Source organism: Amycolatopsis sp. NPDC049252, assembly GCF_043197175.1.
GTDB lineage: Bacteria > Actinomycetota > Actinomycetes > Mycobacteriales > Pseudonocardiaceae > Amycolatopsis.
On the sequence record NZ_JBICSQ010000001.1, the window covers coordinates 514,619 to 528,570 of the forward strand.

Below are 13,952 nucleotides of genomic sequence, written 5' to 3' on the forward strand. Positions count from 1 at the left end.
GGGTCATCAATCACAGAACGCCTCACCCTTGCGGATGATTGGTCCAGACAACTGTTACCGATTCGTGACCATGGCCCCGCTGAGCGAGAGCTACTTTGTTGTGACTCGCAACAAATGCTCGTGGATCCCCAACGGCGGAGGTGTCACGGCGTGAACCGGACCTTTGGCAAGCTTCGACGGCGCCGGCGCGGCGCCGTCGCCCTCACCGCGGCGGCCCTGCTGCTCGGCGCGGGCCTGAACGCCCCGTCCGCGCTGGCCGCGGACGACTACACACAGAGCGTGACGCAGCTCAGTTCGACGCAGCTGCAGCTCAACTTCACCCCGACCACCCCGGCCGTCTACGTGGACGTCCACTACACCGGCGTGCCGGGCGTCGGACAGCAGAACGTCCGGATGACCAACGCCTCCGGCACGTGGCACTCCACCGTCAACGGCCTGAGTACCGGCAACACGCTCGACTACTGGTTCACCTACGAGAAGAGCGGGCCGCAGTACGACACCCCGCACTTCACCTACACCGTGGGTGGCGGCGGCACGACGACCGTCGCGGCGCCGACGTTCAGCCCACCCGGCGGGACCTACTCGAGCGCGCAGACGGTGACGATCAGCAGCGCCACCTCGGGCGCGACCATCCGGTACACAGTGGACGGTTCGACGCCGACCGCGTCGTCGCCCCAGTACACCGCGCCGATCAGCGTCCCGGCGTCGCAGACGGTCAACGCGATCGCACTCAAGTCCGGTTCGACGACGTCCGCGGTGTCGAGCGCGACCTACACGATCGGCACCCAGGCGGGCTGCCCGACGCAGTCGGACACCCCGAACTTCGGTTCCAACGTGCGGATCTTCGACCCGAGCATGTCCGCGGCGACGATCCAGGCGCAGCTGGACACCGACTTCAACAACCAGAAGGACACGCTCACCGCGCAGTTCGCGGACCGGCGCGTCGCCCACCTGTTCAAGCCCGGCACGTACACAGGAGTGCACGACAACGTCGGCTTCTACACCTCGGTGGCCGGCCTCGGGCAGAACCCGGGCGACGTCCTGATCAACGGTGACGTCACGGTGGACGCGTTCAACGCCTCCGACAACGGCGTCGCACTGCAGAACTTCTGGCGCTCGGCGGAGAACATGGCGGTCAACCCGTCCGGTGGCCAGGAGCGCTGGGCGGTCGCGCAGGCCGCGCCGTTCCGCCGGATGGACGTCCGCGGCGGGCTGCAGCTGTACCCGGCGAGCTACGGCTACGCGAGTGGCGGCTACATCGCCGACACGAAGGTGGCCGGCCAGGCCGCGTCGATCTCGCAGCAGCAGTGGTACACCCGCGACTCGCAGCTCGGCAGCTGGAACGGCGGCGTCTGGAACATGGTCTTCTCCGGCACCAGCGGCGCGCCGGCGACCACGTTCCCGAACCCGCCGGAGACGACGCTGGCGACCACCCCGGTCTCCCGCGACGTGCCGTACCTGTACGTCGACGGCACCGGCAAGTACCGCGTGTTCCTGCCTTCGCTGCGCACCAACGCGTCCGGCCCGAGCTGGGCGAACGGCAGCACCCCGGGCACGTCGGCGCCGATGAGCCAGTTCTACGTCGTCAAAGCCGGTGACACGGCCTCGTCGATCAACAACGCGCTCGCCGCGGGCTGCAACCTGTTCTTCACGCCGGGCGTCTACCACCTCAACCAGACGCTCAACGTGACCAAGGCGAACACGACGATCCTCGGCATCGGCTACCCGACACTGGTGCCGGACAACGGCGTCAACGCGATGCAGGTGTCCGATGTGGACGGCGTGCGGCTCAAGGGCCTGCTGTTCGACGCCGGCACGACGAACTCGCAGGCGCTGCTGACGGTCGGTCAGTCCGGCTCGTCGGCGTCCCACGCGGCGAACCCGACGACGGTCCAGGACGTGTTCTTCCGGATCGGCGGCGCGATCGCCGGCAAGGCGACCAACAGCCTGATCGTCAACAGCGCCAACACGATCATCGACCACATCTGGGCCTGGCGGGCCGACCACGGCAACGCGGGCACGGTCGGCTGGACCACGAACACGGCCGACACGGGCCTGGTGGTGAACGGCGCGAACGTGCTGGCGACCGGCCTGTTCGTCGAGCACTACCAGAAGTACCAGGTGATCTGGAACGGCCAGGGCGGGAAGACGATCTTCTTCCAGAACGAGATGCCCTACGACGTGCCGAACCAGGCGTCGTGGAACGCACCATCGGGTGTCGCCGGGTACGCGGCCTACAAGGTCGGGGCGAACGTGACGTCCCATGAGGCCTGGGGTCTCGGGAGCTACTGCTTCTTCGACACGAACCCGGCGGTGTCCAGTTACCACGCGTTCGAGGTGCCGAACAACAGCGGCGTCCGGTTCCACAGCCTGCTGACGGTGTCGCTCAACTACCGCGGCACGATCACCCACGTCATCAACGACACGGGCGGTGTCACGCCCACGGGCACCGTGCCGGTCAACGTGGTGAGCTACCCGTAACCGGGTGAAACAACGAAGGCCGCCTCACCGGACCCGACCCCGGCGAGGCGGCCTTCGCCATGTCTTGGTCGTGCTCAACGCTTGCGGTGCAGCGTGTCGTATTCGTGCGCCGCTTCGCGCTGGGTCCGGGTGGGCAGCGCGTGCTGCTCGTCTTCGGCGTCGATCTCGTTGAGTCCCAGCTGGACGGCCTGGCGGATCTGCTCGCGGTTGTCGCGGACGACGGTGGAGAAGAAGTCGTCGATCCGCGGGTCGAGCAGCACTTCGAGGAGGACGCGGAAGGACGTGTCGACGACCGTCCGCACGATCTCGTCGTGGAACGGCAGCCGCTTGAGCTTGCCGAGCTGCGGGTCGGCGGCGATCTTCTCGGCGATGATCGTGCGCAGCTCGTCCTTGTTGGCCCCGAGCGACTTGGCGAGGTTCTCCGGGTAGTTGCCGGTCTCGAGCACCTTGACGACCTCGTCGAGCACGGCGATGGTCACCGGCTTCTTGATGGCCTTCACGATCGGTTCCGACAATTTGTCGACAAGCCGATAAGTGAACTGCTCCCCGACGGCCCGGTCCGCGGCCCGCCCCACCCGGATGAGCAGCAGCACAACGGCGATGAACTTGTGCCCGGCCGCGACCGGGTGCGCGAACGGGACCATGGCGAACAGCTCGTACCAGTTGCGCACGAGGAACTTCTTGGCCCACCTGCGTTTCCGCCACCGCCACAGGAACTCGCCGAGGAAGATCGCGCAGATCCCGCAGTCGACGTAGAAGATCACCAGCCCGGCGTCCCGCGCGGGCGGGCTCAGGATCATGAACCCCAGCAAGCCGACCGAACCGGCGGCCAGCACGAGCATGACCCAGTCGTCGGCACGCACGTTCCCGGGCAGAATCCCGCTGTTGAGCTCCGGCTCGCGGGCTTCGCGAAGGGTGGCCATGCCCGAATGATGGCACGGCCGGCGCCCCGCAGCCGGTCAACGGCCCCGCCGCCGCCAATAGCCCCACGTGACCGGCCACCGACAGGGGCGCCCAAACGGCCAGCAGGACGTGCCCCGCCGGGTAGGAGAACGCCACCAGCCCGAAGTCTGCATCGTGGTTGTCATGCGCCCGATCTTCGGCGCGCGCCCCGCGTCCGGCCTCCCTCTCGAGGCTGAGCCTGCCCCGCCCCGCGCGGGTTCGGCTCCGCCTGGGGGGTTGCTCGATGGAGGATTCTGGCCACTCGGCGTCCCAAATCCGCCATCGAGCCCTCGCGGCCACGCCCTTCAGACGCGCGGAACTAGCCGAGCACCTCGTGCAGCCGCGCGGCGAAGGCTTCGGGCTGGCCCGCGTAGCCGAACTCGCCGCTCAGGAAGCCGCCGTGGTGGCTCGGGAACACGACCGCCTCCTGGCCGAGCAGCTCAGCCGCCGCCAGGGTCGTGCGGCCGGTGAAGGACTGGCCCGACTCCTCGGCGACCGCGATCACGACCCGCGTCGGCGCCTTCCGCAGGGCCTCGACGTCGAGTTCGTAGCTGGAAACCGCCCACGACCGGTCGGACAGCAGCGGGTCGTCGCGCTGGCCGTCGTCCTCGGCGGGCATGCCGAACTGGGCGGGGTCGGGCGCGGGCTGCGCGAAGTAGTCGTCGGTGTACTCGCCCTGCCACGACGACAGCAGCATGAACGCCGCCATCCCGGCGCCGAATCCCTTGGCCTGGTAGGCCTCGGTCACGGCGTTGCGAGCTCGTTCGGCCGCGGCGGCGTCGGGCAGCACCGGGATGAGCGGCGGCTCGTGCGCGACGAGCGTGGTCACGTCCTCCGGGTACGCGGTGACCAACGCCAGCCCGGCGACGGCGCCCCCGCTGCTGCCGAAGACGTCGACGGGCCCGGCGCCGAGCGCCTGGACGAGCGCGTGCAGGTCCCGGGCCTGGACGGCGGGCACGTTGGTGACGTCGCCGTCCTTCCGGACGCTGCGGCCGAGCCCGCGAGGGTCGTAGGTGATCACGGGCCGCTCGGGAAAGTACGAGGCGAGGGTGGTGAAGCCGCCGGCTTCCATGGGCTGCCCGACCATGAGCAGCGGCGCGCGGCCGCTGTCGGCGGGAGCGGGCCCGTGCACGTCGTAGGCGATGTCCGCCTCGGGCGTCTCGAGGATGTGGGTCGTGGCCATACGGGAGCTTAAGCCATCAACCCGCCCGGACCCGCTGACCGCGAAAGGCCGGGATGTCGAGCACCCCGGCCTTTCGCGGTTCTAGTGCTGTTGCTGCTCCTTCTTGTCTTCCTCGGCCCAGGCGGCCTCCGCCTGCATCTGGATGTCGGTCAGGCCGCGGTCGACCTGGACGATGTCCTTGCCCGCCCAGCCCACGAAGTTCTTCGAGCTCTTGGCGTCCGAGAGCGCCTTCAGCATCGGGTAGTAGTCCGGTGCCTTGGCCTTCAGCCAGTCGTCGACGAACTTCATCTTCTTGTAGCTGTCCCCGAACTTCGTCTTCAGCCAGTCCTCGTGCTTCTTGATCGTCGAGACGTCGTGGTCGCTCAGGTGCGACTTCGGCGGCGTCGGCTTCGGCGGCGCCGCGGGCGGAGGTAGCGGGCGCGAGAAGTTCGGCGTGGTGCCGTCACCCGGGGGCCGGGTGCTCGGCGTGGCGCCGCCTCCGGGCGGGCCGTCGTGGGTGACGGCGGTGCCCGGCGGGGGCAGCGGCCGCGAGAAGTTGGGGGTCGTGCCGTCACCCGGGGGCCGGGTGCTGGGCGTCGCGCCGCCGGTGGTCGGCGGGCCGTCGTGGGTGACCGCGGTGCCCGGCGGCTTCGGCAGCGGCCGCGAGAAGTTCGGCACGCCGCCACCGTTCGGCGGCAGGTTGCTCAGCTCGTGGCCCGCGTTCGAGGCGCCCGGCTTCCCCTTGACCAGCTTCGACAGGCCGGTGAGCCGGGCCAGCGTGCGCCCGGCGTAGGCGACGACCTTGGCGAGCTTCGCCATCATCGCCGCGACCTGCACCGAGACGGTCGCGACGCACTTGGTCACCCCGACCGCGATCGACGCGCCGAAGGTGGGGATGGCCAGCGCCAGCGCGATCAGCATCGTGGAGATGATGTCGCCGAGGATCGTCGTGATGATGTCGCGCAGCAGCGAGCGGACCGCGCCGATCAGCGCTCCGGTGGTCTCGACCATGTAGCCGGCGACGTCGGACGCCTTGGCGTTCGCGTCGATCCAGCCCTTCCGGTCGTTGATCGACTTCAGGAAGCTGTCGTAGCCCTTGCCCTCCCACCGCGTGATGGTCGCCTTGAGGGTGTCGTCCAGCTCGGTGCCGGCGTGGCGCAGCGACTCGCCGATCTTGTGCAGCTCGTTGGCGACCTTCGTGACCTCCGCGGGGTTGCCCGCGACCTGGTCCAGCGGCCACTTCAGGAACGAGACGTGCTCGATCAGCCAGCCCAGGCCCGCCGCGATCAGCTTCGCCAGCGGGTCCATGACGAACGCGACCGTGTCGAGCGCGGCGCTGATGACGTTGATGCCCAGCTCGACGCTGACGGCCGCGAGGTCACCGCCGTGCTCGGTCTGGACCTTGCCGATCGAGTCGCCGACCTGCTTCCAGCTGTCGAAGACGCCGGCCCCGGTCGTGGAGTTCGACGCCGTGATGGGAACGGTCACTTGCCCAGCTCCGTTTCGAAGGTGCTCAAGCCCTTCGCCGTGTTCGCGTCGTGGGTCGAATACACGTCGGCGGCCTTCTTCACGTCGTCGGCGGACTTGCCGATGTCACCGACGAGCTTGGTGATCTCCCCGGTGATCACCCCCATCGTGATCCGCGAGGGCACGGCCAGCACCTGCGCGAGCAGGATGCCGAACGCGGCGTTGTCGAACCCGTTGGCGGCCTGCATCCGGTTCGCGGCGTCCTGCACCGCGGGCTGGGTGGTGCCCGACAGGAACTGGCTGAACTTCTGCAGCTCGGCCGGGTCGACCGAGAAACCTGCTCCGGAAACCACTGGATCTCCTCCGTACTACCAGGGGTTGCTCTCGCCGTCGTCCTCGTCCGGCGCGGGCCGGGGACGTCGGCGCGGCGGCGGACCTTGCTGCGGTGGCGGCCGGTGCGGGGGCGGCGGCGGGACCGGCGGGCGGTCGTCCGCCTCCGGCATGAACTTGCCGCCGTTGCCCGGGGGCGGGCCCTCGTCCGGTTCGGGCGGCGCGGGCAGGAACTCGTCCAGCAGCTCACGGGCGGCCGAGCTCTCGCCGACCATGCCGCTGAACGCGTCGGCGACCTCGGCCGAGACCTTCTGCTGCGCGCGGCCGATCAGCTGCATCACCGCGCCGGAAAGCGCTTGCGGTGGACGGTCGTACGCGCGGGGGCCGAACCGCAGTTCCTGCAACACCCCGCTCGGGCCGACGGTCACCGAGACCGCCCCGTCCGCTGACTGCACGGTCGCGGTGGCGGCCCGGAGCCGTTCCTGGGCGGCCGCCGCCTTGGCCTGGATTCCTTCGAGCTCGGCGCTGAACGCGGCCAACGGATCGCCGTCGGGAGGCACTGACTGGGTCAATTTGTCCTCGTCGGGAGAAAAGGTGGGGAGCCGTTGAAGTCAATCAGTGGTCTTTTAACACCGGATGACACGGACAGAGCCACCAGCTGAACGGGAAGCGGACGCAAGGTCCACCCGGTGCCGCGGCGATCCCCAGGTCGACGGCAGGAAACAAGGATCCGGACGGCACCGGAGAACGTCGAAGCACACGACTGATCTTGCGGGTGAATGTCGCCTCGGCGATATAAAACCGGCGTCCCGGAAGGTGATGTCAAACGATTTCGGCGAAAAGGAAGGAAGTCGCCGCCTCGGCGGCCGCCGAGGCGGGCACCCGTGCTGCCGCGCGCAAGGCGCGGCCGGTGCTCTCATCCGCAGGCCGGGAGCACTTCCCGGAGCCGCCAAGGGGGCTCGAACCCCTGACCTTCTGTTTACAAGACAGATGCTCTACCAGCTGAGCTATAGCGGCCTGGCGCGCAAGCGCCGCCCACAGTGTATCGGCCCGCGCGACGGGCCACGGGCCCCTGGTGACGGTGCCGTCCCGGACACCCGGCCGAACACGCCCGATCCTGCTGAAATCGGCTGGTCAGGCCAAGATGATCAGAACGTGGTGGACGCCACTCCATGATCCGTGCAACGGTCGGGGCACGGGCGTCGATGGTCCTCGGGAACGAGCGAGGAGGTGGATGGATCATGAAGATCAACGAGCGCACCAACGGGGGCATGGCGACCAGATGGCCGCTGCTCGAACCTCCCGCGCAACGGCCACGCACCCACCGCCCGAACGTGCTGCGCCGCCGTCCGTGGCACGTCCTCGAGGCGCCCACCGGTGAGTTCCCGGCGGTCGACGCCGAGGAGGCGATGGGGCCGCAGCTGCCCGACGACGCCACCGTCAACTTCGTCCTCGACCTGAGCCTGCGCATCGGCGAGGTCCAGATGGCCAGCGGCGCCGGCGCCTCGGACGTCAGCGCGACGATCATCGCCATCACCGCCGCCCTCGGGCTGCCGCACTGCGAGGTCGACGTCATCTTCACGTCGATCACCGTGACCTGCCACCGCGGCACCGACCTCGCGCCGGTGACCGCGCTGCGCGTCGTGCGCAGCCGCAGCCTCGACTACACGCGGCTGACCGAGACCGAGAAGCTCATCCGCCGGATCGTCCGCGGGCACCTCGGCGCCGAGCAGGCGCAGACCGAGCTGGAGCGGATCACGTCGGCGCCGCACCCGTACCCGCGCTGGGTCGCGACGCTCGCCTGGGGCGGGGTCGCCGCGTTCATCACCATCCTGCTCGGCGGCGGCCCCGACATCGCGCTCGTCGCGTTCGTGATCAGCGGGGTGATCGACCGGATCGGCCGGTTCGTCAACCGGTACTCGCTGCCGTTCTTCTTCCAGCAGGTGATCGGCGGCTTGGTCGCGACGCTGTCCGCGATGGCCATCGTGAGCAGCGGCCTGCTCACCACCGACCGGCCGACGCTCGTCGTCGCGGCCGCCGTCACCGTGCTGCTGTCCGGGCTCTCCACCGTCTCGGCGGTGCAGGACGCCATCACCGGCTACAACGTCACCGCGGCCGGCCGCACCATGGAGACGGTGCTGATGTCGGCCGGCCTGATCTCCGGGGTCGTGCTCGCGCTGCGGATCGCCGTGCTGATGAAGCTGCCGCTCACCCCGTTGCCGGAGGTCAGCGGCTCGACGCCGCAGGACCTGCCGCTGGTCGTCATCGGCGGCGCTGGTGCCTCGGCCTGCTTCGCGCTCGCGTCCTACTCGAAGATGCGCGCCATGCTGGTCGCGATGGCCGCCGGCGCGATCGGCGCCCTGGTCTACGGCGGGCTGACGGTGGCCGAGCTCGACGGCGTCAGCTCGTCCGCGGTCGCCGCGACGCTGGTCGGCTTCTGCGGTGGCGTGCTCGCGCGGCGACTGGGCGTTACTCCACTCGTCGTCGCCGTGTCCGGGATCACTCCCCTGCTCCCGGGCCTGTCCACCTATCGTGGTCTATACCAAATGGGGGTCGAGCCGAGCGGCAACATCTCGACGCTTATGACGGCCGTCGCGATCGGGCTTGCGCTGGCAGCGGGCGTGGTACTCGGCGAATGGCTCGCCCAGCCGGTCCGCACCGGCCTGGGCAGGCTCGAACGCCGGTTCGCCGGACCACGCATGGCCGGTCCGCTCGAACCGGCCGATCGGCGCTTGGAGTAACCCGACGGTCACCGGCTGTTCATCGCTCACGCGATAGGGTTTCACTCTGGGGCCGCGACCCGGGACGCGAGGAGCGAGCACGTGACTGAGACGCCGACGAAGGAGAACTCGAACCAGGCCGATTTCGTCGTGGTGGCGAACCGGCTACCGGTCGACCTCGAGCGCACGACCGACGGCCAGCGCCGCTGGACGGCCAGCCCCGGCGGGCTGGTGTCGGCGCTCGAGCCGTTCCTCCGGTCCCGGAAGGGCGCCTGGGTCGGCTGGCCGGGCATACCGGACGTCGACGTCGAGGAGTTCGACGACGACGGCCTCGTGCTGCACCCCGTCTCGCTCAGCGCCGACGAGGTCCGCGACTACTACGAGGGCTTCTCCAACGCGACGCTCTGGCCGCTCTACCACGACGTCGTCGAGCGCCCGGTGTTCGACCGGGCGTGGTGGAACAGCTACGTGCAGGTCAACCAGCGGTTCGCGCAGGCCAGCGCCGAGGTCGCCGCCCCGGGCGCCACGGTCTGGATTCAGGACTACCAGCTGCAGCTGGTGCCGGCGATGCTGCGCGAGCTGCGACCGGACCTGCGCATCGGCTTCTTCCTCCACATCCCGTTCCCGCCGGTCGAGCTGTTCATGCAGATGCCGTGGCGCGCCGCGATCATCCGCGGCCTCACCGGCGCGGACCTCGTCGGCTTCCACCGCCCCGGCGGGGCGCAGAACTTCCTCTGGCTGTGCCGCCAGCTGATCGGCCTCGAGTCGACGCGCGGCGCGGTCGGCGTCCGGTCGCGGCCGGGCACCATGCAAGTCGGCGACCGGACCGTGCGGGTCGGCGCCTTCCCGATCTCCATCGACGCCGCCGGGCTCGACCAGCTGTCCCGCACGAAGGGCGTCCAGGAGCGGGCCGCGCAGCTGCGGCGCGACCTCGGCAACCCGAAGACCGTGCTGCTCGGGGTCGACCGGCTCGACTACACCAAGGGCATCGACCTGCGGCTGCAGGCGCTGCACGAGCTGCTGCACGAGGGTCGGCTCCAGCCGGACGACGTCACGTTCGTGCAGCTGGCCACCCCGAGCCGCGAGCGCGTCGAGCACTACCAGCGGATGCGCGGCGAGATCGAGCAGATGGTCGGGCGGATCAACGGCGAGTTCTCCCGCGTCGGTCACCCGGTCGTGCACTACCTGCACCAATCGGTCGATCGCACTGAGCTGGCCGCCTTCTTCTCCGCCGCGGACGTCATGGTCGTGACGCCGTTGCGTGACGGGATGAACCTCGTCTGCAAGGAGTACGTCGCCACCCGGCACGACCTGGGCGGTGCCCTGGTGCTCAGCGAGTTCGCCGGCGCGGCCTCCGAGCTCTCTAGCGCATTCCTCGTGAACCCCCACGACTTGGACGGGGTGAAGGACGCTCTGGTGGCTGCCATTACGCTCGACCCGGCTGAGGGCCGTCGCCGGATGCGCGCCATGCGTCGCCAGGTTCTCACTCACGATGTCGACCGTTGGGCGCGCTCGTTTCTCCAGGCGTTGGGTGCCGAAGCGGTCGATTGACCACACGACCAAGCACGAGCTCCTGAGGAGGAGTGTTGACTGCCGAGGCCCTGCCCGCCGAGCTACGGCGCGCGATCGTGCAGATCGCCCGTACTCCGCGACTGCTGGTCGCCTGCGACTACGACGGCACGCTGGCTCCCATCACCCTCAACCCCGACGAGGCCCGGCCGCTGCCGGAGTCCGTGGGCGCCCTCAGATCGCTCGCCGGTCTGCACGAGACGACCACCGCGGTCATCTCGGGCCGGGCCCTGCGCGACCTCGCCACGCTGTCGCGGCTGCCGTCCGAGGTGAACCTCGTCGGCAGCCACGGGTCGGAGTTCGACATCGGCTTCATCCACGCGCTGGACGAGAAGGCCCGTGAGCTGCACCGCCGGCTCGAGGCCGAGCTCGAACAGCTGGTGCTGGACGTGCCGGGGGTGTCGCTCGAGGTCAAGCCGGCCAGCATCGCGGTGCACGTGCGCCGCGCCGAGCACGAGGCCGGCCGCCGCGTGCTCTCGGCCGTCCACAACGGACCGTCCCGCTGGGAGGGGGTGTCGACCACCGACGGCAAGGAGGTGGTGGAGCTCGCGGTCGTCCAGACGGACAAGGGCCGGGCGCTCGACATCCTCCGCCACCAGGTGGGCGCCACCGCGGCGATCTTCCTCGGCGACGACGTCACCGACGAGAAGGCGTTCGCCCGGCTCTCCGGTCCTGACCTGGGCATCAAGGTCGGCGACGGCGAGACGCTCGCCGGGTTCCGCGTGCCGGACACCGTGGACGTCGCGCTGGTGCTCGGCTTCCTGCTGGAAGAGCGGCGCAACTGGCTCTACGGCGAGTCCGCGCCCCCGATCGAGCGGCTGTCGATGCTGGCCAACGAGCGCTCGGTCGCGCTCCTCACGCCGGACGCGAAGCTGACCTGGCTGTGCCACCCGGGCCCGGACGCGCCCGCGGTGTTCGCCGACCTGCTCGGCGGCGAGGGGGCCGGCCACTTCTCCATCAAGCCGCACCGCAACGGCCTCCCGCTCGGCCAGCGCTACCTGCCGAACACGATGACCGTCGAGACGCGCTGGTCGCGCCTGCTCGTCACCGACTACCTCGAGCCGGAAAGCGCGCCGCACCGGACGGACCTGGTCCGCGTCATCTCGGGCGAGGCGGTCGCCGCCGTCAAGTTCGCGCCGCGTCCCGAGTTCGGCGGTGTGCCGGTCAAGCTGGAGATCACCGAGGGCGGCCTGAAGGTGCTCGGCACGTCGGAGCCGTTCGTGCTCTACTCGCCGGGCGTCGAGTGGGACGTCACCTCGGACGGCCTGAACGACACGGCCACCGCGCTGGTGCAGCCGAAGCCCGACCAGCCGGTGGTGCTGGAACTGCGCTGCGGCACCACGGACCTCGGCGCGCACGAACTGTCCGAAGTGGAACGACGGGACCGCGCGGGCCGCTACTGGAGCGAGTGGACGTCGAAGCTGCAGCTCCCGAAGGTGCAGACCGACCTGGTCCTGCGCTCGGCGCTGACGCTGCGCGGGCTGGTCAACACCGACACCGGTGGGGTGCTGGCCGCGGCGACGTCGTCGCTGCCGGAGGAGATCGGCGGCGTCCGCAACTGGGACTACCGCTACTGCTGGATCCGCGACGCCGCGATGACCGTGCGGGAGCTCGTGCACCTGGGCTCGATCGAGGAGGCCGAGGGCTACCTCAAGTGGCTCCACGGCGTGCTCGCGACGCTGGCCGGCCCGGAGCGGCTCCACCCGCTGTACACGCTTTCGGGCAGCGTCATCGGCGCCGAAGCCGTCATCGAGTCGCTGCCCGGGTACGCGGGTTCGCGGCCGGTGCGCGTCGGCAACCTGGCGAACCACCAGGTGCAGCTGGACGTCTTCGGCCCGGTCGTCGAGCTGGTCGGCACGCTCGCCGCGGCGCGCGGTGACCTGCGCGACGAGGACTGGCAGATGGTGCGCGCGATGGCGGAAGCCGTCACGCGGCGCTGGAACGAGCCGGACCACGGGATCTGGGAGGAGCGGCACGTGCCGCGCCACCGGGTCTACTCGCGGGTCATGTGCTGGGTGACGATCGACCGCGCGGTCAAGCTCGGCGCCCAGTACGGCCGTGACGTGCCGAGCCAGTGGCCGTCCCTGCGCGACGCGATCGCCGCGGACGTCCTGGAGCACGGCTGGAACGACGAGGTCCAGGCGTTCACCACGGCCTACGACGGCACGGACCTGGACGCGGCGTCGCTGTTCGTCGGGCTCACCGGCCTGATCGACCCGGCCGACGAGCGCTTCCAGCAGACGGTGACCGCGATCGAGGCGGAGCTGCGCAGTGGGTCCACTGTGTACCGTTACCGCCGCGACGACGGCCTCCCCGGCGGCGAGGGCGGGTTCCACATCTGCGCGGCGTGGCTGATCGAGGCGTACCTGCTCACCGGGCGGCGCACCGAGGCGCAGGAGCTGTTCGACCAGATCGTCGCGGCAGCCGGCCCGACGGGCCTGCTGCCGGAGCAGTACGACCCGATCGCCGAGCGGTCGCTCGGTAATCATCCGCAGGCGTATTCGCACATCGGGCTCATCCGGTGCGCCAACTTGCTGGCGGCCAGTTAGCCCTTTCGGTCCGAACTGCCGTCAAGGCCACCTTACCGGCGCTTCACGCCCGTAAGGTGGCCTTGACGGCGTTCGGAGGTGAAGCGGTGCAGGGGACGTTCGGACAGGTCGAGTTCGTGCCGCTGCCACCCCGCTTCGCCGAGCGGGTGCGCTGGGGTTCGGTGGTCGTCGGCTGCTCGATGATCGCCGGCGTGGTCCTGCTGTTCGGGCTGACGACCTTCCTGCAGGGCATCGTCCACGGCCACGCCTTCCCGGACGCGCTGCTGGGCAAGGCCGCGACGATCCTGCCCCCGCTGGCTGTGCTGGCGATGGCGGTGCTCGTGCTGACGTGCCGCCGCTGCCTCCGCGGCGACTACCTCGTGATCGCGAGCGCCCAGTCCGCGCGCAACGCGTTCGTCTTCACGTACGTGCTGACCCTGATCCTGATCGCCGGCGCGTGCGCGGTGCCGATGGTGTTCCGCGTGTGGCACGACGCCCCGGACTCCCGCGCCCCCGACCTGCTCACGACGGCCGTGACACTCGCCTTCGCCACCACGGGTTTCCTGGCGGGCATGTTCTACGTAAGGCCGTCGATGCAGACCCTGCGAAAGTTCAGCGACCACCCGATCTGGTGATCATCGGCACTCGCTGTTCCGGAAACCGTTGCGCGGCAAGGCATCGCCCAGCCCTGATCACCGAAGCCGGCCCTTGCCGCAGGTGTCCCCCGACCGGATCACGACGAAGGTAGGTTCG

Annotated in this window: 10 protein-coding genes and 1 tRNA gene; 5 read left to right on the forward strand and 6 right to left on the reverse strand. The window is 69.9% G+C overall.

The window, feature by feature from the left end:
• Positions 1-150: 150 nt before the first annotated feature.
• Positions 151-2,481 carry a chitobiase/beta-hexosaminidase C-terminal domain-containing protein gene (locus ACGFMK_RS02545; protein WP_392757294.1) on the forward strand — a complete coding sequence of 777 codons (2,331 nt, stop codon included), beginning with the start codon at positions 151-153 and terminating at the stop codon, positions 2,479-2,481.
• 74 nt (positions 2,482-2,555) lie between these two features.
• Here the strand turns inward: ACGFMK_RS02545 and ACGFMK_RS02550 are convergent, their stop codons facing one another.
• From ACGFMK_RS02550 to ACGFMK_RS02575, 6 genes are all read right to left on the reverse strand, one after another.
• Complete coding sequence (locus ACGFMK_RS02550) at positions 2,556-3,404, reverse strand: ion transporter (protein WP_392757297.1); 849 nt, start codon at positions 3,402-3,404, stop codon at positions 2,556-2,558.
• A gap of 338 nt (positions 3,405-3,742) precedes the next feature.
• The gene (locus ACGFMK_RS02555) at positions 3,743-4,606 is read right to left on the reverse strand and encodes an alpha/beta fold hydrolase (protein WP_392757301.1); all 864 of its coding nucleotides are present in this window, start codon (positions 4,604-4,606) and stop codon (positions 3,743-3,745) included.
• Between the two features lie 81 nt (positions 4,607-4,687).
• Positions 4,688-6,073: a hypothetical protein gene (locus tag ACGFMK_RS02560; RefSeq protein WP_392757303.1), complete on the reverse strand. Its 1,386-nt coding sequence runs from the start codon at positions 6,071-6,073 to the stop codon at positions 4,688-4,690.
• The gene (locus ACGFMK_RS02565) at positions 6,070-6,405 is read right to left on the reverse strand and encodes a hypothetical protein (RefSeq protein ID WP_392757306.1); all 336 of its coding nucleotides are present in this window, start codon (positions 6,403-6,405) and stop codon (positions 6,070-6,072) included. The genes ACGFMK_RS02560 and ACGFMK_RS02565 overlap by 4 nt, the downstream gene beginning before the upstream one ends.
• Before the next feature lie 15 nt (positions 6,406-6,420).
• Positions 6,421-6,954, reverse strand: a complete 534-nt coding sequence (locus ACGFMK_RS02570; protein WP_392757308.1) for a YbaB/EbfC family nucleoid-associated protein — start codon at positions 6,952-6,954, stop codon at positions 6,421-6,423.
• A gap of 372 nt (positions 6,955-7,326) precedes the next feature.
• Positions 7,327-7,399: transfer RNA gene (locus tag ACGFMK_RS02575), tRNA-Thr, on the reverse strand.
• A gap of 224 nt (positions 7,400-7,623) precedes the next feature.
• On the opposite strand from ACGFMK_RS02575, the gene ACGFMK_RS02580 reads away from it, so the two are divergent.
• The 4 genes from ACGFMK_RS02580 to ACGFMK_RS02595 all read left to right on the forward strand — a co-directional run bounded on the left by ACGFMK_RS02580 (position 7,624) and on the right by ACGFMK_RS02595 (position 13,834).
• On the forward strand, positions 7,624-9,123 hold the full coding sequence (locus ACGFMK_RS02580; RefSeq protein WP_392757310.1) for a threonine/serine exporter ThrE family protein: 1,500 nt from the start codon (positions 7,624-7,626) through the stop codon (positions 9,121-9,123).
• Between the two features lie 81 nt (positions 9,124-9,204).
• Positions 9,205-10,653 carry a trehalose-6-phosphate synthase gene (locus ACGFMK_RS02585; RefSeq protein ID WP_392757313.1) on the forward strand — a complete coding sequence of 483 codons (1,449 nt, stop codon included), beginning with the start codon at positions 9,205-9,207 and terminating at the stop codon, positions 10,651-10,653.
• A 32-nt stretch (positions 10,654-10,685) separates the two neighbouring features.
• Positions 10,686-13,220, forward strand: a complete 2,535-nt coding sequence (otsB, locus tag ACGFMK_RS02590; RefSeq protein WP_392757316.1) for a trehalose-phosphatase — start codon at positions 10,686-10,688, stop codon at positions 13,218-13,220.
• Positions 13,221-13,306: 86 nt separating this feature from the next.
• The gene (locus ACGFMK_RS02595) at positions 13,307-13,834 is read left to right on the forward strand and encodes a hypothetical protein (protein ID WP_392757318.1); all 528 of its coding nucleotides are present in this window, start codon (positions 13,307-13,309) and stop codon (positions 13,832-13,834) included.
• The last annotated feature ends 118 nt before the right edge of the window (positions 13,835-13,952 follow it).

Coding starts and splice junctions, on each gene's coding strand:
- ACGFMK_RS02550 (WP_392757297.1), bottom strand. CDS start 3,404: ATGGCCACCCTTCGCGAAGCCCGCGAGCCGGAGCTCAACAGCGGGATT.
- ACGFMK_RS02555 (WP_392757301.1), bottom strand. CDS start 4,606: ATGGCCACGACCCACATCCTCGAGACGCCCGAGGCGGACATCGCCTAC.
- ACGFMK_RS02580 (WP_392757310.1), top strand. CDS start 7,624: ATGAAGATCAACGAGCGCACCAACGGGGGCATGGCGACCAGATGGCCG.